The 23,135-nt window shown below is 63.1% G+C and carries 26 protein-coding genes; all 26 read right to left on the reverse strand.

The features are described 5' to 3' along the window. Nucleotides 1-3: 3 nt before the first annotated feature. The 26 genes from HLH21_RS06740 to nifA all read right to left on the reverse strand — a co-directional run bounded on the left by HLH21_RS06740 (nt 4) and on the right by nifA (nt 23,124). Nucleotides 4-288: a ferredoxin family protein gene (locus HLH21_RS06740; RefSeq protein WP_182942591.1), complete on the reverse strand. Its 285-nt coding sequence runs from the start codon at nt 286-288 to the stop codon at nt 4-6. Further along, nucleotides 285-1,592 carry an FAD-dependent oxidoreductase gene (locus HLH21_RS06745; RefSeq protein WP_182942593.1) on the reverse strand — a complete coding sequence of 436 codons (1,308 nt, stop codon included), beginning with the start codon at nt 1,590-1,592 and terminating at the stop codon, nt 285-287. The genes HLH21_RS06740 and HLH21_RS06745 overlap by 4 nt, the downstream gene beginning before the upstream one ends. Nucleotides 1,593-1,604: 12 nt before the next feature. Next, nucleotides 1,605-2,654, reverse strand: a complete 1,050-nt coding sequence (locus tag HLH21_RS06750) for an electron transfer flavoprotein subunit alpha/FixB family protein (RefSeq protein ID WP_306414188.1) — start codon at nt 2,652-2,654, stop codon at nt 1,605-1,607. A gap of 64 nt (nt 2,655-2,718) precedes the next feature. Next, nucleotides 2,719-3,573 (reverse strand): electron transfer flavoprotein subunit beta/FixA family protein, encoded by an 855-nt coding sequence (locus HLH21_RS06755; protein ID WP_182942597.1) that lies wholly within the window; start codon nt 3,571-3,573, stop codon nt 2,719-2,721. Between the two features lie 173 nt (nt 3,574-3,746). After that, nucleotides 3,747-4,082: a nitrogenase stabilizing/protective protein NifW gene (gene nifW / locus HLH21_RS06760; protein ID WP_182942599.1), complete on the reverse strand. Its 336-nt coding sequence runs from the start codon at nt 4,080-4,082 to the stop codon at nt 3,747-3,749. 10 nt (nt 4,083-4,092) lie between these two features. Next, on the reverse strand, nt 4,093-5,280 hold the full coding sequence (gene nifV, locus HLH21_RS06765) for a homocitrate synthase (protein ID WP_182942601.1): 1,188 nt from the start codon (nt 5,278-5,280) through the stop codon (nt 4,093-4,095). A 36-nt stretch (nt 5,281-5,316) separates the two neighbouring features. Beyond that, nucleotides 5,317-6,519: a cysteine desulfurase NifS gene (nifS, locus tag HLH21_RS06770; RefSeq protein ID WP_182942682.1), complete on the reverse strand. Its 1,203-nt coding sequence runs from the start codon at nt 6,517-6,519 to the stop codon at nt 5,317-5,319. Between the two features lie 15 nt (nt 6,520-6,534). Beyond that, nucleotides 6,535-7,467, reverse strand: coding sequence for a Fe-S cluster assembly protein NifU (gene nifU, locus HLH21_RS06775; protein WP_182942603.1), 933 nt, complete (start codon nt 7,465-7,467; stop codon nt 6,535-6,537). A gap of 88 nt (nt 7,468-7,555) precedes the next feature. Continuing rightward, the gene (locus tag HLH21_RS06780; protein ID WP_182942605.1) at nt 7,556-7,876 is read right to left on the reverse strand and encodes a HesB/IscA family protein; all 321 of its coding nucleotides are present in this window, start codon (nt 7,874-7,876) and stop codon (nt 7,556-7,558) included. Nucleotides 7,877-8,140: 264 nt separating this feature from the next. Then, the gene (locus HLH21_RS06785) at nt 8,141-8,752 is read right to left on the reverse strand and encodes a nitrogen fixation protein NifQ (RefSeq protein WP_182942607.1); all 612 of its coding nucleotides are present in this window, start codon (nt 8,750-8,752) and stop codon (nt 8,141-8,143) included. 29 nt (nt 8,753-8,781) lie between these two features. Continuing rightward, on the reverse strand, nt 8,782-9,066 hold the full coding sequence (gene fdxB / locus HLH21_RS06790) for a ferredoxin III, nif-specific (RefSeq protein WP_182942609.1): 285 nt from the start codon (nt 9,064-9,066) through the stop codon (nt 8,782-8,784). A gap of 3 nt (nt 9,067-9,069) precedes the next feature. Beyond that, nucleotides 9,070-9,279, reverse strand: a complete 210-nt coding sequence (locus tag HLH21_RS06795) for a CCE_0567 family metalloprotein (RefSeq protein ID WP_182942611.1) — start codon at nt 9,277-9,279, stop codon at nt 9,070-9,072. Between the two features lie 15 nt (nt 9,280-9,294). Continuing rightward, the gene (locus HLH21_RS06800) at nt 9,295-9,762 is read right to left on the reverse strand and encodes a NifX-associated nitrogen fixation protein (protein WP_182942613.1); all 468 of its coding nucleotides are present in this window, start codon (nt 9,760-9,762) and stop codon (nt 9,295-9,297) included. 2 nt (nt 9,763-9,764) lie between these two features. After that, entirely contained in the window at nt 9,765-10,250 is a 486-nt protein-coding gene (gene nifX, locus HLH21_RS06805; RefSeq protein WP_182942615.1) for a nitrogen fixation protein NifX, read from the reverse strand. Beyond that, nucleotides 10,225-11,616: a nitrogenase iron-molybdenum cofactor biosynthesis protein NifN gene (gene nifN / locus HLH21_RS06810; protein ID WP_182942617.1), complete on the reverse strand. Its 1,392-nt coding sequence runs from the start codon at nt 11,614-11,616 to the stop codon at nt 10,225-10,227. Before nifN ends, nifX begins: the two co-directional genes overlap by 26 nt. 9 nt (nt 11,617-11,625) lie before the next feature. Next, nucleotides 11,626-13,065, reverse strand: a complete 1,440-nt coding sequence (gene nifE / locus HLH21_RS06815; protein WP_182942619.1) for a nitrogenase iron-molybdenum cofactor biosynthesis protein NifE — start codon at nt 13,063-13,065, stop codon at nt 11,626-11,628. A gap of 66 nt (nt 13,066-13,131) precedes the next feature. Continuing rightward, a complete protein-coding gene (gene nifK / locus HLH21_RS06820) occupies nt 13,132-14,667 on the reverse strand; it encodes a nitrogenase molybdenum-iron protein subunit beta (RefSeq protein ID WP_182942621.1) in 1,536 nt (511 codons plus the stop codon). Between the two features lie 63 nt (nt 14,668-14,730). Next, nucleotides 14,731-16,218: a nitrogenase molybdenum-iron protein alpha chain gene (gene nifD / locus HLH21_RS06825; RefSeq protein WP_182942623.1), complete on the reverse strand. Its 1,488-nt coding sequence runs from the start codon at nt 16,216-16,218 to the stop codon at nt 14,731-14,733. A 67-nt stretch (nt 16,219-16,285) separates the two neighbouring features. After that, entirely contained in the window at nt 16,286-17,185 is a 900-nt protein-coding gene (gene nifH, locus HLH21_RS06830) for a nitrogenase iron protein (RefSeq protein ID WP_182942625.1), read from the reverse strand. Nucleotides 17,186-17,421: 236 nt separating this feature from the next. Beyond that, nucleotides 17,422-18,249: an SIR2 family NAD-dependent protein deacylase gene (locus tag HLH21_RS06835; protein WP_182942627.1), complete on the reverse strand. Its 828-nt coding sequence runs from the start codon at nt 18,247-18,249 to the stop codon at nt 17,422-17,424. Beyond that, on the reverse strand, nt 18,246-18,464 hold the full coding sequence (gene nifT, locus HLH21_RS06840; RefSeq protein ID WP_182942630.1) for a putative nitrogen fixation protein NifT: 219 nt from the start codon (nt 18,462-18,464) through the stop codon (nt 18,246-18,248). The genes HLH21_RS06835 and nifT overlap by 4 nt, the downstream gene beginning before the upstream one ends. Continuing rightward, a complete protein-coding gene (locus HLH21_RS06845; RefSeq protein WP_182942632.1) occupies nt 18,461-18,739 on the reverse strand; it encodes a nitrogen fixation protein NifZ in 279 nt (92 codons plus the stop codon). Before HLH21_RS06845 ends, nifT begins: the two co-directional genes overlap by 4 nt. After that, complete coding sequence (locus tag HLH21_RS06850; RefSeq protein ID WP_246379350.1) at nt 18,723-19,535, reverse strand: 4Fe4S-binding leucine-rich repeat protein; 813 nt, start codon at nt 19,533-19,535, stop codon at nt 18,723-18,725. The genes HLH21_RS06845 and HLH21_RS06850 overlap by 17 nt, the downstream gene beginning before the upstream one ends. Nucleotides 19,536-19,552: 17 nt before the next feature. After that, entirely contained in the window at nt 19,553-19,747 is a 195-nt protein-coding gene (locus tag HLH21_RS06855; protein WP_182942634.1) for a 4Fe-4S dicluster domain-containing protein, read from the reverse strand. 32 nt (nt 19,748-19,779) lie between these two features. Then, complete coding sequence (gene nifB / locus HLH21_RS06860; RefSeq protein WP_182942636.1) at nt 19,780-21,252, reverse strand: nitrogenase cofactor biosynthesis protein NifB; 1,473 nt, start codon at nt 21,250-21,252, stop codon at nt 19,780-19,782. Nucleotides 21,253-21,438: 186 nt separating this feature from the next. Further along, a complete protein-coding gene (gene nifA / locus HLH21_RS06865) occupies nt 21,439-23,124 on the reverse strand; it encodes a nif-specific transcriptional activator NifA (protein WP_182942638.1) in 1,686 nt (561 codons plus the stop codon). Nucleotides 23,125-23,135: the final 11 nt, after the last annotated feature.

Genomic DNA, 23,135 nt, shown 5'->3' on the forward strand with positions numbered 1-23,135 from the left:
GGATCAGCCGAACTTGAACAGCACGCCGAAGCCACCCCGCGGATAGCTCCATTCGATTTCGCCCGTCTGCGCGCAGACGACCCGGCATGTGCCGCATTCCATGCAGCCGTCGGCCACAATTTCCACCTGCCCCTGCTCGTTACGGCTGTAACAGCCGGCCGGGCAGACGCGGGTCATGGCGACCAGGGCATTGGACGGATTGACATGCGGCTTGACCGTAATATGCGGCCGTCCCACATCCACCACATACCGGTTCTGGAACAGCCGGTTTTCAACGCGATCGCTCATCTCCATGCCCTCATCAGCTTGAATGCGTCACCCATCAGCCCACCGATTCCCCGTGCGCGCCATGCCTCTCGCACAATGGTGGATTCCTTGCTTTTCTTATCCACGCCATCCACACGGAACCACGTCTGCGCCGCGCGGTTCATCAGGCGGGGATACAGATCGACGACATGACGCCCCTTTTTCAGGAACCCATGAATATCCTTGTATTTTTTCATATCCTTCATCACGAAGGAATCCTTCACCGCCTCGACATAGGCAGCCAGATTGTGGCGGGAACAACTGCCGCCGGACAGGATGATGTCGGCAACCGTCTCGGCCGCCAGACGGCCTGTCGTCATTGCCAGGTTCGATCCTTCGCGGTGCACGGCATTGACGAAATGCCCCGCATCGCCCACCACCAGCCATCCGTTACCGACCAGTTCCGGAATCGCCCTGTATCCGCCTTCTGGAATCAGATGCGCGGCGTATTCCTTGATTTCGGAACCTTCCAGCAGCGCACGAATGCTGGGATGCGCCTTGAAGCGGTCAAGCAGTCCGTGCGGGGTCGCCTGTCCGACATCGGTAAAGTCACTGACCATGCAGCCGATGCCGACCGATATCGATTCCCGATTGGTGTACAGGAACGCGGTTCCGACCATCCCTTCGGTAATGGTCCCCATGGCCTCGATGACCACGCCCTCATTCCCTTTCAGGTTGAAGCGGGCGTCGATGACCTCCTGGGGCAGGAAGTGCATTTCCTTGACCGCCAGCGCCACGTTCTCGGGTTTCAGCTCCTCCCGCAGGCCGGAGGTGCGACCGACCAGGCCGTTCACGCCCTCGGCCAGGATGACGACATCCGCCGTGATCCCCTCGCCGTTGCGATCGGTATGGACGCCGACCACCCAGCCGGACGCGTCGCGCATCAGTGACGTCACCGTCGTTTCATAGATGACGGTCGCCCCGGCCTCCTTCACGCAGCGGCTGAACCATTTGTCGAACTGCGCGCGGAGGATGGTATAGCGGTTCGGCTTGTCCTCATTATAGTCATCGCTGCGATGATGCATGCCGGTATGTCCGGCATCGTCCATCATCCACACCCGCTGCTCGACGATGTGGCGTTCCAGCGGCGCCTCGTCGCGGAAATCGGGAATGATCTTTTCCAGCGCGTCGGCATACAGGATCGCGCCCTGCACGTTTTTCGAACCGGCATATTCCCCGCGTTCGATCTGCAGGACGTTCAGCCCCCTCTGCGCCAGCGTGTAGGCGGCGGCATTGCCCGACGGCCCCGCGCCCACGACGATCGCATCGAAATGGTTCTGTTTCATCGACGATGCTCCTCAGCCAGCCAGCCGGTTGACGGCAAGGCGCGAACGAAATGCCTCGGTCAGCGCGGGCAGAAGGACCGTCGCATCGCCGACGACCCCCAGGTGCGCGAACTCGAAAATGGGTGCGTTGGGGTCGGTATTGATCGCGACGATCAGGTCCGATCCCTCGACGCCCACCCGGTGCTGGATCGCGCCCGAAATGCCGGCCGCGATATACAGCCGGGGCCGGATGGTCTTGCCGGTCTGGCCGATCTGACGGTCGGACGGAATCCAGCCCTTCTGCACCAGCGGCCGCGACCCGCCCCAGTCCCCGCCCAGGACATGCGCCAGGTCCTGCACCAGGGATATGTTTTCCGCCGAACGCAGGCCAAGCCCGCCGGCCACCACGACGTCCGCGAAGGCAAGCTGCGAACTTTCCGAATTCCGATCGGCCAGGAAGTCGATCACCTTGGTGACGATGTCGGATTCCTCAAGCTCCGCCTGGTATTCGATAATCCGCCCGGTGCGGCTGGTGTCGGGCGCCGGCAGGGGCATGACGCGCGGGCGCACCGTCGCCATCTGCGGCCGGAAATTCAGCGTATGGATCGTGCAGAGCAACGACCCGCCGAACGTCGGACGCGTCGCGGCCAGCGAGCGTTCGTCGTCGATGGCCAGTTCGGTACAGTCGGCCGTCAGTCCCGTCTGAAGCGTCGTGGCGACCGAACCCGCCAGGTCGCGCCCCAGCACGGTCGCCCCCAGGAGCATGATCTCGGGCTCGAACTTACGCACAAGGTCGGTCATGACGCGCGTGTACGGCTCGTTCCGATAGTCGGCCAGCACGGGATGGGCGGCCACATAGACCACATCCGCACCGTAGCTGTGGCAGATCCCCGCCGCCCCCGTCAGCGCGGCGCCACACCCCCCCAGCAGGACACCGGCCAGTTCGACCTGCAACCGGTCGGCCAGCTTCCGCCCCTCACCCAGAAGCTCCAGGGAAACCGGATGGATTTCGCCCTGTTCGAACTCGATAAAGACCCAGACATGCTTGTACGACCGGAAATGTTCCGGAAGTTCCTTCTTCATGCCGGCCCGGCTGCCGGCCGCGGCAGGAGGCCGGGGTGCAGAACTATTCATGACGCCTTGCTCCTCAATGCCTGGCTGCTGCGTGCATCAGGTCGCCTTCCAGCACGGGCTGGCGGGCGAATATCTGCGTAATCAGGTCGTTCGCGACAGCGGCGGGATTTGCCGCGCCCTCACCCACCAGCGTCGCCTTTTCCTCGCGCGAGGGGGGGGCGAAGACTTTCTTGACCACCGTCGGCGAGCCGCGCAGCCCACAATGGCCAAGGTCGGTGATGCCCGCCGCCGCGGCATTCCACTGAACGACTTCGGCACTGGCGGCGCGCAACGCATCCTCGATTCGGCCGCGCCGGATCTCGTTGCTGCCTTCCATCATGGTTATCATGGCGGGCAGCCGCGACTGCAGGACCTGCACACCATGGTCGGCGCGACGCCGTACCGTGATCGTGCCATGCGACGGGTCGATCTCGTCGATCGACGAGACGTAGGTCAATTGCGTCAGCCCCAGGCGGCGCGCGATACCCGGACCGACCTGGGCCGTATCGCCGTCAATGGTCTGCTTGCCGCAGAACACGATGTCCGGCTGTCCCCAGTTTTCGGAGGCCTTCTGAATCAGATTGGCCAGCGCATAGCTGGTCGCCAGCGTATCCGACCCGGCGAAGAAACGGTCCGTCAGCAGCACCGCCCGATCCGCGCCGTAGGTCAGCGCCTTACGCAGGCTGTCCGAAGCCATCGGCGGCCCCATGGTCATCACCGTGACCTCGCCCCCGAAACGATCACGAAGGCGCAGCGCCTCCTCCAGACCGAACAGATCGTAAGGGTTGATGATCGTGGGCACGCCCTGGCGCATGATCGTATTGGTTACCGGGTGGACGCGGATCTGCGCGCTGTCGGGAACCTGTTTTATGCACACGAATATTCGCATTCTTCCTGCTCCGCGATTGCGCTTTGCTTCCGATGGCACGCCCTGCGGGGGCAATTTCATCCTGTTCCGCTAAACGCAAGCATCGTGCCAGTCGTCACCGTGGCGGAAACCGGGCGTTCCATCGGCGCCACGCGCACGCCGCCACACGCCTGTCCGCAAGCCGACAGACTTCGTCAGGTCTCATCACCTGGCTGTGTCAGTTCCGACAGGCCGACAAATCCCGAATAGGCGGGACGCACCGCATCCTTGTGCACCTTGAACACACGTTCGGAAATCGGGGTCGAACGCGTGAAATCGTCATAGGCACGCTGCAACTGGGCGCGGCACATCTCCCTCTGCCGTGTCGCGTCCACCTCGTCCTGCGCTGCGGCGTCGACAAGATAGGCGCCCATGCGCCGCAGAATGTGCAGACGCGCGACGTTCAGCACCTGCGGGTCGTAGGGCACCCCCAGAACGCGAAAGAAATCCTCGGCGGCGGCAAGCCGTTTCAGTTCGTCCAAAACAGTCATGTCTGTTTCCTCATCCGCAAGATGTGGTGATACCGGGTGACACGCCGCCGGCGTCCGGTGGCAGGACCCGGCGTGGGTGCAACGATGCGTACAGCTCGCTGACCTCATCCAGGCCGACGGTCCGTTTGTTCTGAAGCGCACGCAGACGTACCGCATTCAGCAGATCCGCCACGAATCCGTCATCGGCATCCAGCCCCAGCATCGCCAGCGCATGGCTCATGGCGGCACGGCCCGAATGCCGGCCAAACACGATTTCGCGCTGGCGACCAAACAATGTGGGGTCCAGATCCTCATAGGTTGCGGCATCCCGCAGCAGGCCCGAAACATGAATCCCGGATTCATGGCGGAAGACGGCCTCACCCACGATTGACTTGTCCGGCGCGATGGCCCGGCCCGTGGCGTCGGCCACCGCCCGGGCAAGCCCCGGCAGACAGCGCAGCACAACCCCCGTCTCCCGCCCCAGCAGGCGTTGCGCGCCGACAACCACCTCCTCGAGCGGCGCATTTCCCGCCCGTTCGCCCAGACCCAGCACCGTCACGCTGGCCCCGCGCGCGCCGGCGCGGATTGCCGCCAGCGTATTGGCGGTCGCCAGGCCCAGATCGTCATGGCCGTGAAACTCGATGTCCAGGTCGCTGGCCTGAACAAGATGCGCGATCATCTCGTAAGTCGAAAAAGGGTCGAGTACGCCAAGCGTATCCGCGAAGCGGAACCTGAACGCCCCCGCCTCGGCGGCGGCGCCCAGCAGATCGACCAGAAACGATGGAACGGCGCGGCTGGCATCCTCGCCACCGACCGAAACATCCAGTCCCCGGTCACGGGCATAGGCAATCACGCCGGCCGCCATCTCCAGGACCTGGCCCAGCGATGTCCGATATTTTGCCTGGATCTGCGCCGGCGAGGTCGAAACAGACAGATGTACGGTCTTCAGACCGGTCTTCAGCGCCACATCGACATCGGCGCGCGTCATGCGGCACCAGGGAATGACGCGCGCGCGCGTCGCGATCCGGCCGATTTCGGCGATGGTCTCGATCTCGGCTGGCCCCATCGCCGGGACGCCGGCCTCGATCTCGTCCACACCGGCCTCATCGAGCATCCGCGCGAGGGCGAGCTTCTCGGCTATGGTAAAGGCAACACCGGGAGCCTGCTCGCCATCGCGCAAAGTCGTATCGTTGACGATCAGGCGTGCGGTTTCAGACATGCCAGATCCTCCATTCCAGGCAAATTCCGCCGGAGTTCACGCATAAGTCGGGGTAAAGGCAGTCCTTGTCTTGCTTTCGCCGTCCCAGAACGGCGACATCTGGCGCAACTGGGCGATAATGCCGGGCATGACCTCCAGCACCCTGTCGACATCCGCTTCCGTATTTTCGCGCGAGAACGAAAACCGGATCGCCCCGTGCGCGGCCGTATAGGGCACCTTCATCGCGCGCAGCACATGCGACGGCTCAAGCGAGCCCGACGTGCAGGCCGAACCCGAAGACGCGGCGATCCCGGCCTTGTTCAGCAACAGCAGGATCGCTTCGCCCTCGATATATTCGAACGCGACATTGGCCGTGTTGGGCAGGCGGTTTTCGATATCGCCCGTGACGACGGCATGGCTGATGCGCTGGACCAGACCCTGTTCCAGCCGGTCGCGCAGGTCGCGCACGCGGGTATTCTCGTCCTCCATGTGCTCCTGCGCCAGGGCAGCCGCCGCGCCAAGGCCGACGATACCCGGCGCGTTTTCCGTGCCCGCGCGCCGTCCCCGCTCCTGATGGCCGCCACGGATCAGCGGGCGCAGGCGCACGCCGCGACGAACGTACAGCGCGCCGATTCCCTTCGGCCCATGCAGCTTGTGTCCGGACAGCGACAGCATGTCGATTTCCGAACCGGACAGATCAATCTTGATCTTTCCGACGGCCTGCACCGCGTCCGTATGAAACAGCGCCCCGGCCTCATGCGCCAGCGCGGCCAGCGTTTCGACGGGGAAGATCGTGCCGGTTTCGTTATTCGCCCACATGATCGAGGCGATGGCCGTGCGCGGGCCGAGCGCCTTGCGATAGGCGTCGATATCCAGGCGTCCACGCGCATCCACGCCGATATAATGCACCTTGGCCGCGCGCGTCTTTTCCAGCCACGCACACAGGCTGAGGATGGCGGGATGCTCGACCGTGCTGGTCACGATCTCGTTCCGGCCGCCCTGGGTTTCCAGCGCCGACAGAATCGCCGTGTTGTCGGATTCCGTACCGCCACCGGTATAGACGATCTCATGATCGAATTCGGCGCCCAGCAGCGCCTGCAGCTGCCGGCGCGCGGTACGCAGCCCGGCGCCGACCTCCGCGCCAAAGGCATGGATGGATGACGCGTTACCAAACTGCTCGGTAAAATAGGGCAGCATCGCGGACACGACCGCCGCGTCGACGCGGGTGGTCGCATTGTTGTCGAGGTAGACCGGATCCATCGTCATTCTCCCTTTTCAGTGCCCGGATGGAACAGGAATGACACGCACGGGCGTGCCCAGCCGTTCGGCAAGGCGGCTCTGGATGCCCTGCACCGTCACGGATGCAAGCTGGCAGTTCACGCATGCGCCGGTCAGGCGCACCATGACCTTGTTGTCCTCCACATCCACCAGCTCGCAGTCGCCGCCGTCACTTTGCAGGGCGGGACGCAGGGCCTCCAGCTCCGCCTCGATCAGCTTGATACGCTGCAGCGTCGTCATTTTCGTGGCCGGCGGGCTGGTCAGCGCAACAACGGGCGAGTTGCGCGGCGTCTTGCGCCCCACCACGGGCGCCGCCCCGACGACGAAGGCCTGTGACGCGGCAAGTTCCCCGGCCTCGACCATCGCGGCATTGGTGCGTTCCAGCACTTCCTCGATGCCTTCGACACAGGTGCCGCAGCTGCCCGTCGCCTTCGTGAAATGGGCGACCTGCTCCATCGTGGTCAGCACGTTGTTGCGGATCGCGCGCTCGACCATGCCTTCGTCCACGCCGAAGCACTTGCACAACAGCGCGCCTTCCTCGTGGTCGTCCTCCCAGACTTCGCCGCGGTAATTCGCAATCGCCGACCGCAGGGCCTCATACCCCATGACCGAGCAATGCATCTTCTCCGGCGGCAGCCCGCCCAGGAAGTCGGCGATGTCCTGATTGGTGATCGCAAGCGCTTCATCCAGCGTCTTGCCGATGATGATTTCCGTCAGCGCCGAAGACGATGCGATCGCCGAGCCGCAGCCGAAGGTCTGGAACTTGGCTTCCGTGATGCGGTCGGTCTCGGGATCGACCTTAATCATCAGCTTCAGCGCGTCGCCGCATGCAATCGCACCGACCTCGCCCACGCCGCTGGCATCTTCCAGAACGCCGGCGTTCTTGGGGTTGAAGAAGTAATCCTTTACCTTTTCCGAATATTCCCACATCTGCCCTGCCTCCTGCACTTAGCCAACCAACCTGGACGCCCGTTGTCCCCGGGCTTCTACATCGACCGCGTCGCGACCCGCCCCGCCGTCAACTGAACGACTTTCCGCAGGAGCATTTCGAGCCGGCGTTCGGATTGTCGAAGGCAAATCCGGACTGCTCCAGGCTGACGACGAAATCGACCGTCGTACCCTCGATGTGCGGGCCGCTTTCCGCGTCCACGAACACCTTCACACCGTCGAACTCGACGATGATGTCGTCGGGTTCGGGCGCGGAGACCAGACCCATCATGTATTTGAAACCCGAACATCCGCCCGACTGGACCATGATGCGGATGCCCTCAACCGGCGTCTTCGCTCCAGCGATGGCGGAGCGGACGGCCTCGCAGGCCGAATCAGTCAACTGGATCATTGCGACCTCCCGTCGATACCGTTATCCAACAGGACAGGACGCAAGCATCGTGCCAGAGGCCCGTGGTCGCCAAAGGTATTTTATTGCGGAACCGCTCCATAATCCGGCGGGACTGTTGTCACCTTCCGGACGCCGGCGATGGCCGATGGCGCATATGCGACACATGACCCGACGGACGGGCGCACGCCGCAACGCCGGCCGTACATGAACGCCCCGGCGGGGGTACCCGCCGGGTGCGTCAGCCTGTCTTATCGACCCTGAAGGTCAGTGGGTATCGCGGAGGGAGCGCGCGAGCAGGCTTTCGCCGCTTTCATCACCAAAGCATTCGTCGAAATCGTCGCAATCGTCGCAGACCGGCACCGTGCACAGGCGGAACCCCTCGTCACGGCAAATCGTCCTGAACAGGAATTTCTTCCATTTCATGTCCGCGGTATTGCGCCGTGCAATGGGTTCGAAGTGCCGCTCCATGAGCCAGGACAATTCACGTCGTCCACGCAAGCCCAGATCCTGCCAGAGATGATTGGGCGCCATCGCGCGCCGCGCCATCATGTCCGCCAGCCAGAGTTCCGTCGTCGACCCCTCGCTGGTGCAGCTACGCAACAGGTCGCGCAGACATTGCTCGTCCTCGCCGCGGTCGGGTTCGGCCAGCCCGGCCAGACGCCCGAACAGCGACGACGCATGCGGAAAGATGCGGGCTGCGACCTCCCCCAGCGTATCGCCATCCAGTCCGACCGTATCGGGAACCGGGCAGGCCCGCTGGTTGGATTCGCACAGACCGATCGACAGGACCGAGGCGAAGACATGCGCGTCGAACCGATCGCAGATCCCGCCATTTCCTCCGGCCATCAGCCAGGCGTGTACGTCCGCTGCCTCCATGATCCCCCCCGTCTCTCTGTCGCCCGTGTTCAGGCCGCGCCGTGCGTCTGGCAGTTGGTCGGACAGACCCGCGCGCAGGCGCCGCATCCGACGCATGCCCCCGCATCCGCCATCGCCATGACCTGCCGGTCGATATCACCATCATCATCGTCGTCGGAATCGACCAGGTTCCCGTCCTCGTCGACGCCGCGCAGCGTCATGACGCCGCGCCCACACACCTTGTAGCAACGGCCGCACCCGATGCAGACCGCCGCGTCAATGGCCAGCAGGTAGTCGGGGGTCCAGTTTCGTCCGTCGCGCGTTACTGCCGTCATGTCCTAATGCTCCACCTGTTCTTCGAGCACCTTAAGTGCCTCACGCTTTTCGGTCAGTTCGGCGTAGGCCGCCTGCGCGCGCGCGGCGACCTCCGTGATCGACTGCCAGTTCACCGGCAGATCTTCGGACAGATCGTGCAGGTCCATCTTCGCCTTGGTCGCCCGTGCCGACAGCTTCTTCAACTCGGCCTTGAGCGTTTCGATGTCGCTCATGGACATGTCCTCCCCTTATGCCCGCGCCACTTCCGGAAATTCCTCGATGGCCGCGACGGCGGCCTGGACCGCCTTCATGCCCTCGCGCGCCAGCGCCGCGTGATCCTCGAAGCCGAAGCGGTGCATGTCGCGCAGCGTCTTGGAATAGACGACCAGTTTTCCGCTGGTCAGCATCACGCGGCCGAATCCCTCATGGCTCATCTTCATCATCGGCGACGCCATCAGCCCGGTGACCTGCTCCACCGCCAGGCCGACCGCCTGATAGAAATGCTCGACACGGGACAGCGTGTCGGGATCGGGATCGCCGATCATGGGAATGGCCCGACGCTCCTCCTTCGTAACGATATACTCCCGCAGCAGGGCGCTGTCCTTCTTGTTTTCCCACGCGCCGTACATGTCGTCGGCCCGGATCCGGCTGATAAGCGCCCGGACAAAGGGCGAGTCCATCGGGTCGGTTTCGGCAGTTGCCACGGTATCAGACATTCTCAATCCTCCTCATCCAGAAAATCCATCGAACGGGTCCGGACCCCCATGACCTTACGCAGCCACGGCGGCGGATTGCCGACCATCATCGCCTGCACCCGCGCCACGACCGAGGCGATGGTCTCGGGTGCGGAAAGCTTGACCGGATGGATCTGCGCGCGCACGACCTTTGCCGCCGCGGGTCCACCGATCGCAAGAACGAACAGCAGGTTGCACCCTGCCAGGGCGTCCACCTTCGGGCCGATCCTGTCGTCGACATCGGTCTGATGCGCGCCCGATTCATCCGACACATCGTCAAAACCCACGGCTTCGACGAACTGGGCATCCGTCGGGGTGACGTCCCAGATCGCAAACCGCCGGGCCGAGCCGAAATGCGCGTTCATCGACTTCATGTCCTGCGTCGCCACGGCAATACGCAGCTTCAGGCTGGGCGCATCCGCCTTGTCCCCCTCGTTTTCCGTTTCAATGAGTTGCAGGCGGACTGACATGGCTGCTCTCTTCCACAATCGGGGCAGGCAGCACGTCGGCGAAATCCGCCGGCACATGATCGTGCATCTGCCCCATGAACAGATTGGCCACACGGAAAATCAGATCCCGCGTGCCGCGATAACCGACCGACAGCATATGGGCGGTACCCAGCCGGTCGAAAATTGGAAACCCCACGCGCATCAGCGGGATGTCCAGACGGTGCGCCCCCTGCCGCCCATGACTGTGCGTGACCAGCACTTCCGCACCATGCTCGCGCGCCGCATCTTCGAGGTCCGTCAGGTCTCCGATGATGACCGTCTCGGCGGGAATGGCGTCCAGAGAGGGCGAATTTCCCGTCGAAGCGACCGCCGCCACGATCTCCGCCCCCATTCCGGCAAAGAAATGCGACAGCGCGCACAACAGGTCGGGGTCGGCGCCTATGGCGATCTTGCGGCCGCCAAAATGAAAATGTCCGTCCAGCATCGCATCGACCAACTGGCTGCGTTCCCTGCGATACCGACCGGGAACGGCATTGCCCGACAGACGCGACAGCAACGCGACAAGCCGATCGCACGGGGCAAGACCGGTCAACGTCGGAAACACGGTCAGCGGTACGCCGGTCAGGCTGCCCAGCAGCTCGGCCGGCGCACGCATGTGCTCGCCGATGGCGATGGTATGCGTCGCGCGCGCCATCTGTTCGATTTCTTCCAGCCGTGCCCCGCCCATCGTCGTCGGAATCCAGGCATCGGCGACATGGCCATCCAGCGATCCGGACAGGTCGGGCAGGACGACGGGATACAGGCCGAAACTCTCGACCATGTCCTTCAGCGCCTCGATATCCGCCGGCGTCTGATGCACACCGGGCAGGATATTGACCTGACGGAACGGCGTGACGGCGGGCGACCACGGCAGAACGATGGACGAGATGACGGCGCTGACGGCCCTGGCCCATCCATCCTCCAGCGCGCCCGCATAATCGGGCGTCGAGGCGAACACGACCCGCGTATGGGCGAGCTCGGGCTGACGATCCATAATCAGCTTCAGGTCGCCCGCATAATCCTCGCCCCGCGTTTCGACCAGCGCCGTCGAGGCGATTCCGATGAAGCGCGGCTTGACGCGGCGCGTCAGGTTCAGCAGCGCTTCCTCCATATTGCCCGATCCGCCGAGGATCGTCGCGACCTCCTCCATGGCGGTCGTCTGCAACGGAATGGTTTCCTTGAAATGCCGCACCAGCAGGACCAGCGCGAAAGACGTGCACCCCTGCGACCCGTGGAGCAGCGGGATCGACCCGTCAATGCCCAGGTACGCAAGGGCCGCCCCCAGCGGCGCTGAGGATTTCAGCGGATTGATCGACACCGCACGGCGGCGCTGGATAATCGTGGCCATGACGTCCTCTCAGGAAATCGGGACGAGAAGCGGTGCGTCGTCAAGGAAGGCGTCGATATCGCCGACCTCCCACGGGGCGGGATTACGCACCTCCTGCCACATCGGGTTGGACAGCGACCTGTCCAGTTCCCGCACCAGGGTCACCATCCCGTCATATCCGGCGAAGGCATGGTGACGTTCCTGGTTGATATCCAGCCACGGCACCTTGGCCTTCAGCGCGACGAACTGCGTCCGGCCGCCCGACAGCAGGATGTCCGCATCGCCGCGTCGCAACTGGGCATACATCTCGCGCGGGGGAATATTGTCGACCATATGCGCGTCGCCCCCCATCAGATCCGAGATTTTCTTCTTGTCGTTGTCGGTCGATTTCCGGACCGACGTGCCGACAACGACCATGCCCATTTCCTGAAGGGCCGAGACGATGGACCACGATTTGACGCCGCCCGTGTACAGCAGCACCCGCTTGCCTGCCAGGCGGTCGCGATACGGCGCCAGGCGCTGCCAGGCGCGGGCCTCCTCGGACGCGATCAGCTCCTCGGTGCGGTCCAGCAGGTCCGCCGGGGCGCCCTGCTTCACCAGAAGCTGCGCTATGGCGCGCAACGCCGTGGACGTATCGTCAATGCCGTAGAAAGACCCCTCGAAGTACGGGATCCCCCAGCGGTCCTCCATCTTGCGCGCCACGTTGATGAGCGCCGTCGAACAGACCATCATGTTCACGCGCGCCCGATGCGCCGACGCGACCTCGCGATACCGGGCGTCGCCGGTGATGCAGGCATGCAGGCGAATGCCCAGCCGGTCCAGCAACGGCCGGATCTGCCACAATTCTCCTGACAGGTTGTATTCACCCAGAATATTGATATCGGTCGGTGTGCTGACCTCGGGCTCCATCGTGCCGATCACATGATCGAGCAGCGCCTCCCCGGCCAGCTTGTTTCCCAGATTCTTGGAGCCCACGAACCCTGGGGCATTCACCGGAATGCAGGGCGTCCCCAGCTTGTCCGTCGCATGGCGGCAGACGGCCTCGACATCATCGCCGATCAGCGCGGGAACACAGGTGGAATAGACGAACACCGCCGGCGGCGCATAGCGCGCGATCACCTCGCGAATGGCCTTGTAGAGGCGCTTTTCCCCACTTCCCATCACGATGTCCATTTCCGTGATGTCGGTGGTGACGCCCAGGCGATACAGCGTCGGGCCCGAGCTGGCGGCATGGCGATTGTCCCAGCCGTTGCCCTCGCATGCCAGCGGGCCATGCACCAGATGCACGACATCGACGATGGGTTGCAGCGCGATCTTGGCCCCGTCGAACGCGCACCCCCCAGCCGCCGCGCCTGGCGTCAGCGGCTTGGAACATCCCTTCTTGCGTTCCTTCTCCCCCTTGGCGACATTCTTGTCGCATCCGGGTTCGTTGAACAGTTCGGTGACCTTTGCCTTCAGAGATTCGCTCATGCTGCCCCCGGACAGACGCCAGTGCGATGCCTCCGGGCGGGAGCGACCCGCCCGGAGGCTCTGTTGCTATCGTGTCAGATCAAAGGAATAGTCAGTCACGCCCGGGTCGATCGTATCGGCATCGAGCTTGTCGAAGATCTTGTCGAGCAGCGTCACCAGCACACGCAGTCCGCCCTGGTAGCCCCAGACCGGGAAGCGATGATGATGATGGCGGTCAAAGATCGGGAACATCAGACGAATCAGCGGCGTATCCGTGTCACGTTCCAGATATTTTCCGTACGAGTTGCCGATCAGCAGATCGACCGACTCGGTGGCCAGCAGCGAACGCATATGCCACAGGTCCCGGCCGCCCCACGCCTTGCAGCCCGCGCCGAAGGGCGAGGAAGCGAACAGCTCCTGCATCTGCTCTTCCCACGCCTTGGTGCCGTTGGTCGCCAGGCAGTGCTTCGGCTCGCCGCCGGTTTCCAGAATGAAACGCGCCATGCCATAGACGAAATCGGGATCGCCGTAGATCGCGTAGGTCTTGCCATGCAGCCACGACTGGCTGTCCGCCATCGCGTCGATCAGCCGGCCGCGTTCCAGTTCCAGTTCCTGGGGAACCGGCTTGCCGGTCAGCTCGGAGATCTTCTGCAGAAGCTCGTCCGTCGCCTGCACGCCAAGCGGATAATGGAACGACGCCGTTTCCTGACCGAAGGATTCAGCGTATTCCAGCGTCTTGGGCGTGCAGTATTCCTGCAGCGACAGCGTGGCGCGGGCATTGACGGCCTCGCGGGCGGCTTCCAGCGACGTGCCGCCATCGAACATGCGGAACTCGCCATCCGAAGGCGTGTCGAACTGATCGGACACGTCGGACAGGATCGTGTATTTCACGCCCATCAGGCCCAGCACGCGCTTCAGTTCGCGGTTGTTGCCCACCGCAAAGCCGTCAAAGCCGGGAATGATGTTGATCGACGTGTCCGGGGTGCGGGTCTGCCCCTTCCAGAAATGCTCCAGGATACCCTTGAGCATATTGTCGTAGCCGGTCACGTGGCTTCCGACGAACGCCGGCGTATGGGCGAACGGCACGTCGAAGGTTTCGGGCACCGATCCCTTGAGCTTCGCCGTGTTGATGAACGAATGCAGATCGTCACCGATGACTTCCGCCATGCAGGTGGTCGAAACCGCGATCATCTTGGGATCGTACAGCTTGTACGTGTTCGCCAGCCCGTCGACCATGTTGTTCAGGCCGCCGAACACCGCCGCGTCTTCCGTCATGGACGAGGACACCGCCGAGGACGGCTCCTTGAAATGACGTGACAGGTGCGAACGATAGTACGCGACGCAGCCCTGCGAGCCATGAACGAAGCTCATGGTCCGCTCGAAGCCGGCCGATACGAACACGGCGCCCAGCGGCTGGCATGCCTTGGCCGGATTGACCGACAGGGATTCGCGGGCGAAATTCTTCTCGCGATACTCCCAGCTCTTGGTCCAGTCGGCGATCTGCGTCACCGTCTCGGCCGACGGCATGTTCTCAAGCTTGGCCTTCTCGGCCAGCATCTGCTTGTATTCCGGCTCGCGGAACAGCGGTGCGTGATCGAGAATCTTGTCCACATTCTGTGGCATTGTCTGGTCCCCCTTTCCTGGGCGGACGTGCATGCGCCATACGGCATGCACGTCCATGCGGCGCTAGGCCGCGCTTTTCCACGGGGCCTTGAACATGCCCCAGACCGGGTTATTGATCGCGAGGTCCATGTCCCGCGCGAAGATGGCAAAGCCATCGTAGCCATGATACGGGCCGGAATAGTCCCACGAATGCATCTGGCGGAAGGGAATGCCCATCTTCTGGACCGGATATTTTTCCTTGATCCCCGAGCCGACCAGATCCGGACGCATCCCTTCGATGAAGCGTTCCAGCTCGTATCCCGTCACGTCGTCGTAGATCAGCGTGCCTTCCTTCACGTAATGTCCGGTGCGCTGATAATCGTCGTTGTGGCCGAATTCGTAGCCCGTGCCGGTAATTTCCATGCCCAGGTCATGATAGGCGTTCACGACGTGGCGGGGACGCAGGCCGCCGACGTACAGCATGACCTTCTTGCCCGCCAGCCGGGGACGGAACTTCTCGATCACGGCGTCGACCAGAGGCTGGTACTTCGCGATAACGCGTTCCGCGCCTTCCTTGATCCGGTCGTCGAACCGTTCCGCGATCGCCCGCAGCGACGCCGCGATCTGCGACGGACCGAAGAAGTTGTACTCGATCCAGGGGACGTTGTACTTCTCTTCCATGTGCCGGCAGATATAGTTCATCGACCGATAGCAATGGATCAGGTTCAGCTTCGCCTTCGGGGCGCGCTCGATCTCGGCCAGGGTCGCGTCACCCGACCAGTTGCCGACCACCCGCAGACCCATTTCCTCCAGCAGAATGCGCGAGGACCAGGCGTCGCCACCGATGTTGTAGTCGCCGATGACATTCACGTCATAGGGCGTCGTCTCGAAATCGGCGTGGTTGTCGTTCTTGTCGAACACCCAGTCCCGAATGGCGTCGTTGGCGATATGATGGCCCAGCGACTGCGACACGCCGCGGAAGCCTTCGCAGCGCACGGGCACGATGGTCTTGCCGCTTTCCTGCTTCTTCTTCTTCGCGACCGCTTCGATGTCGTCGCCGATCAGGCCGATCGGGCATTCCGACTGGATCGAAATTCCCTTGGCCAGCGGAAACAGCTCATTGATCTCGTCGACGATCTTCTCGAGCTTCTTGTCGCCGCCGAACACGATGTCACGCTCCTGGAAATCGGAGGTGAACTGCATCGTGACGAAACTATCGACACCCGTGTTGCCGATATAGTAATTGCGGCGCTGCGACCACGAATACTGGCCACATCCGACCGGACCATGGCTGATATGCACCATGTCCTTGACCGGGCCCCAAACGACGCCCTTCGACCCCGCATAGGCGCAGCCGCGGATCGTCATCACGCCGGGGACCGACTTCACGTTCGACTTGACGTCGCACTCGCTCAGCCCGCCTTCGGCCTTTTCCTCGGCATCCGGGGCCTTGGCGACGGCCAGATGCTTCTGCCGACGCTTCTTCGCCTTGTCCGGATAGGCCTCCAGAACTTCCGCGATGAGGCGTGCGTGAAGCTCGCGGTCGTTGTTGTCTTCTTCGTCCAGGCTCATCTTCCTTGTCCTCATCATCGGAAGCGTGGGTGGTGCCCGCAGGATCGTCCTGCGGGCATTAAGCCGTTCAGGCTACGGCTGCAGCCTGCTTCGCCGCTTCTTTCGCGGCCAGTTCTGCGAGCGCCTGCTCGTCGGTCTTCATGATGCCGAATTCCAGCAGCATCTCTTCCAGTTCTTCCATGGTGATCGGCGTCGGGATCGTGCCCTTGCCGGAGTTTTCATGGATCTTCCGGGCCAGCGTGCGGTATTCTTCCGCCTGCTGCGAGTCCGGCGCGTACTCCAGGACCGTCTGCTTGCGCAGCTCGGCATGCTGCACGATATTGTCGCGCGGCACGAAGTGGATCAGCTTGGAATTCAGGCGCTTGGCCAGGGCGTCGGCCAGGTCGTATTCGCGGTCGGTCTGACGCTCGTTGCAGATCAGTCCGCCCAGACGGACGCCGCCGGAATGCGCGTACTTCAGAATGCCCTTCGCGATGTTGTTGGCGGCATACAGCGCCATCATCTCGCCCGACATCACGATGTAGATTTCCTGCGCCTTGTTCTCGCGGATCGGCATCGCGAAGCCGCCGCAAACAACGTCGCCCAGCACGTCGTACGAGACGTAGTCGACATCGTCATACGCGCCGTTTTCCTCGAGGAAGTTGATCGAGGTGATGACGCCGCGTCCCGCGCAGCCCACGCCGGGCTCCGGCCCGCCGGACTCGACGCACTTGATGCCCTTGTAGCCGAGCTTCAGGACGTCATCGAGTTCCAGATCCTCGACCGAACCCGCCTCGGCGGCCAGGCTGAGCACCGTGTCCTGCGCCTTGGAGTTCAGGATCAGGCGCGTGGAGTCGGCCTTCGGGTCGCATCCGACGATCAGAATCTTCTGATCCATCTCGACCAGGGCTGCGAGTGTGTTCTGGGAGGTCGTCGACTTTCCGATCCCCCCCTTTCCGTAGAAAGCGATTTGGCGAAGCTTGCTCATGGTAACGTCCCTGTCCCAGTGAAACGCATGATGCAGACCGACGGTCCTGCGTCTTCCTTGTCGCAAGGGCCGTGCCAAACGGATGGACCCGCACATTTCGGGAATGCGGCCCATCACAGGTCAGGATCGGGAGGATTTTGTTGGAAGCGCGACAAAGGCGACAGGATATGTAGGGCAAAAAAAACCCGCATCTTTCGATGCGGGTTCAGCCGGAAAACAACACGGCGGCAGGCCGATCAGCCGGCGGCGAGCAGCGCCTGCACCTGGGCCAGGGGCATTGGCACCAATGTCACGCCAAGGTCGTCGAACAGACGCTGCTCATTGCGCGTCAGCTCCCCGGGATCGACGATCGCGTAATTCGGACCGGTCGAGCGCTTGAGGATCTGGCGCGCGTAGATCCGCAGCATCTGGTCGTTGAACCGGCACCCCAGGAACACGAACCCGCAGTTCGTCCGACGGCGACGGACGATGTCGGGAATGGGTGTCTGGATGTCGATTTCCGTCAGAACCTCGACATAGTCGGAATCCGCGACCAGATAATTATGATCCGGCGTGACCGCGCCATGGGGCTTGTACAGGATCGTGTGCCATTCTTCGGCCTCGTCCATTCCCGCCTCGGTCCCGTCGGGACGATAGGCGCGGAACCACCGGGCCTCGCCGATGCCGGCGCGGGTGATGCCCTGGATCTCGCCCCAGCTTTTCCCGGGCGTCGCCTGCAGGGCGGCGCGCATCGCGCCATCGTACCACGTATCCACGATCATCGTGGGGCGCAGCCCGGCCAGCGTCAGATGCAGCGATCCCGGCGGGACCGGATTTTCGTAGGCCTTGTCCATCAAGGCAATCAGCGTCGCGCGGTGCCGGCTGCTTTCGATATACTGGCCGGCCGCCCATGGGTTGCCCCGCGCGCGCCGTGGCAGGGCAACGTGCTGCCCCATGAATGTCGCCAGCCCCTCGGGGGTGACCGGCACACCCTCGCCCGCCGCCAGCGCCGTGGCGCCCGGGCCCAGATAGGGGACGAGATGGCCCGCGCGCATCCCGTCCAGCAGATCGTTCGCCATACTCATGCTTCGACCTCCTCACCGCGCTTGCGCGCGTTGACGGTGACCGGCAGGCGCGTATCGGCCGCCATGGGCGGCAGCTCCAGCACCCAGCCGTTCTTCAACCGGACCCATCCACCCCACAGTTCGTCGTGTTCCTGTTCGACCACGAACTCCTCCAGGTCCTTTTTGGGGACGTAGACGGACAGCCCCCGCGCCTCACGGCGAATCATGATCTTCATCGTGCCTGCTCCGGCTCCTGGTTCAGTTCCCGGCCGCGCATGCCAACGACCGTACCCCGGTCGATGAATTCCACGGCGTAAATGTAGTATCGCTGCAGAAAGACGCCGACATCACGCACGTAGCCGACGTCCCCCTTGTGCACGAGCATCTCCCCGATCTCGCGGCCCGCGAAGGTGCCGTCATTCTTGACGTACCGGTTTGCGCGGACCTTGGTCCCCGGCATGAAGATCGGCTTCCCGCGGGTCTCGATCTCCTCCTCACGTCCCAGTCCCATGATCGTCCTCCCTTTCGGATGCGTCGGACAACCTCCGCAGCACCAGTTCACGAATGATCGTCTCGTCATCGTCGACGAATGCGTCGAGAGCCCGACGTGGCAGGCGTTCAATTGCCGCATATCGGACACGAATGTCCGGATCATGCGCCAGCGCCTCCAGGCAGCCGGCGGTCGCCCGTTCGGCGGCGCAGCGCCGCACGGTCGGTTCCGGGTCGGTCTTGATCCGCCACAACTGCGCCGGCGGAAGCCGCCGCGCGACCCAGCGGCGGATATCGGGCTCGACATCGTGAAGGGCGGCCGGCAGCAGGTCGGCGGGCAGGCGCCGCACCGTGACCAGACGGACGAACCAGTCCGGGTCGTCGAGAAACCGCAGCAAGGCCCGCCCGGTCATTTTGCTTGCGACCACCACGCGCACACGCCGGTCCGGATCATGGACCAGCGCTTCGAGGCGGATGACGGGCAGGCGCGCCGCGGCGGCCGCGCGAACTTCCGGCTCCGGATCCCGCAGCAGAGGCGGAAGCCGGAACAGCGAGCAGAACCGCGCGGCAATCGCGCGTACCTCGAAATACGGATGATCGAGATAACCATCCGCCATGCCGCCGTTTTCACGAAAGAAGCGATCGACGCGCCTTGCACGACGATCGCGTACGCAACTCAACCCACGGCGGCATCGCCCTTCACGATGCATCGGCTCATGCCGGCACTCGTGACACAGCACCGGATGGCCGAGCCAGTCCACAGACTCGGTCATGCCATCACCCTGCATGTCCTGCCCGTCCGCGGAATGCTCGTCCATGACGGCGGCGCCTGGGATCAGGCAGGCACGCAGGTATTGGGCACCGGGCAGACGGCGGCGCACTGCGCCACGTCGAAATGCCCTTCGCATTCGGTGCATTTCTTGGGGTTAATCACATACAGGTCGTTCTTGAGCGTAATCGCCGCATTCGGGCATTCGAATTCACACGCGCCGCAAACGGTGCACTGCGAGGTGATGATCTTGTAAGCCATGTTGGTTCTCCTTGTTGAAAATGTAATATGGGTCAGGCGATCTGACGGGCCTGGCTGGCATGCTCCTGGGCATACCAGCTGGAAATCCCGGCCTCGATCCAGTCGTGCGCGAAGGCATCGGTCGCCTCGATCCCGGCCGCGGACAGGCTTTCGCGCGGGCAGTCGCCGATCTTGGCGCACAGGACGACGCGCACGCCCTCCAGGGCCTCGATCACGCCATCCAGCGTTGCGTCCTCGCCCCATCCGCCTTCGCAATACTGATCGGTTTTCCGATGGCCTACGAACGTCACGCCGGCGGGCGACACCTCATAGACCTGGAATTCCTTCGCATGCCCGAAATGCTGGTTGATCCGGCCACCGCCCTTGGTTGCCACGGCCACCAGCATGGCCTGATCCGCTTCGACCGAGGCCAGCGCCACATCGCCCTTCTGCCGCGCCGCGATATGCTGCCCACGTTCCTCGGCGACGACCTCGCGGTAGGTCTCACGTTTTGTCGGATCGTACTCGACCTCGTCGGCCACCAGATCCATCGTGAATTCCTGGCCGCGATCCTCTCCCAGCAGGCCGACGGCATCGGCGCGGCACTGCCGGCAATGGCGCATCAGCTTGGTGCCGTCCGACAGCTTGTCCTGCAGCGCTTTCAGTTCCATCGCGCGCGGCCCCCGCTGCCCGGTCAGGCCGTAGTGGGTACCGTGGGCGGGGTCCGAAATCAGGGGCATGATGTTATGCAGGAACGCGCCCTTGCTCTTGACGACCCGGTTCACCTCCATCAGGTGCTCGTCATTGACGCCCGGTATCATGACCGAATTGATCTTGGTCAGGATGCCGCGCGCGGTCAGCATCTCCAGCCCCAGCATCTGCCGCTCGTGCAGGATTTTCGACGCATCGAGGCCCGTCCAGCGACGGTTCTGATAAAAGATCCACGGATAGATCTTCGTGCCGATTTCCGGATCGACCATGTTGATGGTGATCGTGACGTGGTCGATATTCATGCGCTCGATCTCATCGACGTGATCGGGCAGCATCAGGCCGTTGGTCGACAGGCAGAGCTTGATGTCGGGAATATCGGCGGAAATCAGCTCGAACGTCTCACGCGTCTTGCGCCAGTCGTAACAGGCATCGCCCGGCCCCGCGATACCCAGGACCGAAAGCTGGGGCACCTCGTTGGCCACCGAAATGACCTTGCGCCGCGCCTGCGCCGGCGTCAGCTTTTCCGATACCACGCCGGGTCGGCTTTCATTGGCGCAATCGTATTTGCGGTTACAGTAATTGCACTGGATGTTGCATGCGGGCGCTACGGCCACGTGCATGCGGGCAAAATAATGATGAGCTTCCTCCGAGTAACAGGGATGGTCCTTGACCTTTTCCCAGATCTCGGCCGGCATATCGTCCGGACCGGATGAACTGCCGCAGCTGGAAGACGAACATCCCTGCTCGTCAAGAGCGGCGCGCATATCCTGCGCCCCGGTCGGCATAAGGGTCTCAAGACCAACAAGCTGAGCCATGACCATTTCCCCCCGAATAACGATCTCCCTCTGGAAAGACGCAAGATGCGTGCCATGGGGATTTCACGGAGGAAGGCGTTTCCGGCATGTCCAATACGGACAAGGAATGTCCGATGTCCGACATAACGCCGCCGTCACGATCGCGGGCATCCGGACCTATGAGGATGAACGCGATACCGGCCGGCATCAAAATTTTCGGATGGAAATTCCATTCTTCCGAAGGGCGTAGCCGACCTGGCGCGGCGTCATGCCCAGGATCCGCGCGGCCTTGGCCTGCACCCAGCCGGCCGTTTCCATGGCGTCGATCAGTTCCTGCTTTTGTGACGGCCGCTCCCCGCCGCCCAGCGCGCAGGTGGCCGACGAGGGACAATCCGCAGGGCCGGAAATCGTATGCAACGGCACCTCATCCTGTGGCGCGGCAACCGGCGCCCGGCTCGGCGTCATCGGGGGGTCGTCATGCAACGAACCACTGAAGATCGAAGACAGACATCCGTCGCTCTTGCAGGAGAAATCCTGCGCCCGGATCGAAGGACCGTTCGCCAGCGTGGCGGTACGCCGGATGCAGTTTTCCAGCTCCCTGACATTTCCGGGAAAATAGCATTTCGACAACACGTCGAGCCCGTCGGACGAAATCGACAGTCGCGTGTGATTTTCCTCGTTGAAATGCCGCAGGAATTCCTCAGCCAGCAGCGGGATGTCGGAAGGACGGTCCCGCAGGGGGGGCAGGAAGATGGGTATGACGCTCAACCGGTAATACAGATCGGCGCGAAACAGCCCCTTGCTGACCGCATCCTCAAGATTACGGTTCGTCGCCGCGACGATACGCACATCCACTTTCAGCGTCCGGGTCCCCCCGACCCGCTCGAATTCGCCCTCCTGCAGGACACGCAGAAGCTTTGCCTGAAAGCTGGCCGAAATCTCCCCGATCTCGTCCAGGAACAGGGTACCGCCATCGGCCATCTCGAAGCGGCCCTTACGCATGCTCAACGCGCCGGTGAACGCCCCTTTTTCATGGCCGAACAGTTCGGATTCGAGCACGCTTTCAGGCAGCGCCGCGCAATTCAGCGTCACGAAGGGCGCATTGCTGCGCGGGGAAAACGCATGAACCGCGCGGGAAAACAGTTCCTTCCCCGTTCCGGATTCTCCGCGCAGCAATACGGTGACGTTTCGTTTCGCCACACGCTGGATCTTGTCGATGACGGACTGGATTTCCGCGCTTTCGCCGATAATTCCGGTCTCCGCGCTCGATATGGCCTCGGGCTTGCGCTCCTTGGTCAAGGCGGCTTTCAGAAGATATTCGCGGTCCTGCCGCACCATGCGATGCAGGCGCACGGTATGGCCGATCAGCCCCGCCACCATCGACAGAAGCCTGACGTCCAGATCGGTGAGCTGGGAATCCGGCCGCATGGCTGACCGGTCGATGATAAGTATGCCCGTCACCCGCCCGCGATCAATGATCGGCACGCCGATCAGTCCGATCTTCCCTGGGGCCACGCCCCAGGCCGGGGTGACGGAAAACCCGAACGCGCGGTCCAGCGCGACATCCGGCACGATCAGCGGCATGCGGCTGGTGACGATATGGCCGATCGCCTGTTCCGGCATGGAAGAAAAATAGGCGACGGCCTCCATCTGGTTGGCCGGCGCCCCGATGGTCGTATCCACGCGCTGCGCGTCATCGAACAGGACGACGACGCCATTGTTCATGTCGACGAAGCCTTCCAGCACCGTCAGCACACGCCGGATGGCGTCTGTCGTTTCGATCGGGGCACAAAGAATCTTGGAGATCTCATGCAGTCCGAACAGAGCCGTATGGGCCCAGCTCGATCCATGCTCCGACAGACCCGATCCGTTCGCAGAATTTTCCGTAGGCATGATCTCAAACC

This window comes from Gluconacetobacter johannae (genome assembly GCF_014174305.1).
Lineage (GTDB): Bacteria > Pseudomonadota > Alphaproteobacteria > Acetobacterales > Acetobacteraceae > Gluconacetobacter > Gluconacetobacter johannae.

Excerpts from the sequence above, each read along its gene's own strand:
- HLH21_RS06740 (WP_182942591.1), bottom strand. The coding sequence starts at position 288 with ATGAGCGATCGCGTTGAAAACCGGCTGTTCCAGAACCGGTATGTGGTG.
- HLH21_RS06745 (WP_182942593.1), bottom strand. The coding sequence starts at position 1,592 with ATGAAACAGAACCATTTCGATGCGATCGTCGTGGGCGCGGGGCCGTCG.
- HLH21_RS06750 (WP_306414188.1), bottom strand. The coding sequence starts at position 2,654 with ATGAAGAAGGAACTTCCGGAACATTTCCGGTCGTACAAGCATGTCTGG.
- HLH21_RS06755 (WP_182942597.1), bottom strand. The coding sequence starts at position 3,573 with ATGCGAATATTCGTGTGCATAAAACAGGTTCCCGACAGCGCGCAGATC.
- nifW (WP_182942599.1), bottom strand. The coding sequence starts at position 4,082 with ATGACTGTTTTGGACGAACTGAAACGGCTTGCCGCCGCCGAGGATTTC.
- nifV (WP_182942601.1), bottom strand. The coding sequence starts at position 5,280 with ATGTCTGAAACCGCACGCCTGATCGTCAACGATACGACTTTGCGCGAT.
- nifS (WP_182942682.1), bottom strand. The coding sequence starts at position 6,519 with ATGGATCCGGTCTACCTCGACAACAATGCGACCACCCGCGTCGACGCG.
- nifU (WP_182942603.1), bottom strand. The coding sequence starts at position 7,467 with ATGTGGGAATATTCGGAAAAGGTAAAGGATTACTTCTTCAACCCCAAG.
- HLH21_RS06780 (WP_182942605.1), bottom strand. The coding sequence starts at position 7,876 with ATGATCCAGTTGACTGATTCGGCCTGCGAGGCCGTCCGCTCCGCCATC.
- HLH21_RS06785 (WP_182942607.1), bottom strand. The coding sequence starts at position 8,752 with ATGGAGGCAGCGGACGTACACGCCTGGCTGATGGCCGGAGGAAATGGC.
- fdxB (WP_182942609.1), bottom strand. The coding sequence starts at position 9,066 with ATGACGGCAGTAACGCGCGACGGACGAAACTGGACCCCCGACTACCTG.
- HLH21_RS06795 (WP_182942611.1), bottom strand. The coding sequence starts at position 9,279 with ATGAGCGACATCGAAACGCTCAAGGCCGAGTTGAAGAAGCTGTCGGCA.
- HLH21_RS06800 (WP_182942613.1), bottom strand. The coding sequence starts at position 9,762 with ATGTCTGATACCGTGGCAACTGCCGAAACCGACCCGATGGACTCGCCC.
- nifX (WP_182942615.1), bottom strand. The coding sequence starts at position 10,250 with ATGTCAGTCCGCCTGCAACTCATTGAAACGGAAAACGAGGGGGACAAG.
- nifN (WP_182942617.1), bottom strand. The coding sequence starts at position 11,616 with ATGGCCACGATTATCCAGCGCCGCCGTGCGGTGTCGATCAATCCGCTG.
- nifE (WP_182942619.1), bottom strand. The coding sequence starts at position 13,065 with ATGAGCGAATCTCTGAAGGCAAAGGTCACCGAACTGTTCAACGAACCC.
- nifK (WP_182942621.1), bottom strand. The coding sequence starts at position 14,667 with ATGCCACAGAATGTGGACAAGATTCTCGATCACGCACCGCTGTTCCGC.
- nifD (WP_182942623.1), bottom strand. The coding sequence starts at position 16,218 with ATGAGCCTGGACGAAGAAGACAACAACGACCGCGAGCTTCACGCACGC.
- nifH (WP_182942625.1), bottom strand. The coding sequence starts at position 17,185 with ATGAGCAAGCTTCGCCAAATCGCTTTCTACGGAAAGGGGGGGATCGGA.
- HLH21_RS06835 (WP_182942627.1), bottom strand. The coding sequence starts at position 18,249 with ATGAGTATGGCGAACGATCTGCTGGACGGGATGCGCGCGGGCCATCTC.
- nifT (WP_182942630.1), bottom strand. The coding sequence starts at position 18,464 with ATGAAGATCATGATTCGCCGTGAGGCGCGGGGGCTGTCCGTCTACGTC.
- HLH21_RS06845 (WP_182942632.1), bottom strand. The coding sequence starts at position 18,739 with ATGGGACTGGGACGTGAGGAGGAGATCGAGACCCGCGGGAAGCCGATC.
- HLH21_RS06850 (WP_246379350.1), bottom strand. The coding sequence starts at position 19,535 with ATGGACGAGCATTCCGCGGACGGGCAGGACATGCAGGGTGATGGCATG.
- HLH21_RS06855 (WP_182942634.1), bottom strand. The coding sequence starts at position 19,747 with ATGGCTTACAAGATCATCACCTCGCAGTGCACCGTTTGCGGCGCGTGT.
- nifB (WP_182942636.1), bottom strand. The coding sequence starts at position 21,252 with ATGGCTCAGCTTGTTGGTCTTGAGACCCTTATGCCGACCGGGGCGCAG.
- nifA (WP_182942638.1), bottom strand. The coding sequence starts at position 23,124 with ATGCCTACGGAAAATTCTGCGAACGGATCGGGTCTGTCGGAGCATGGA.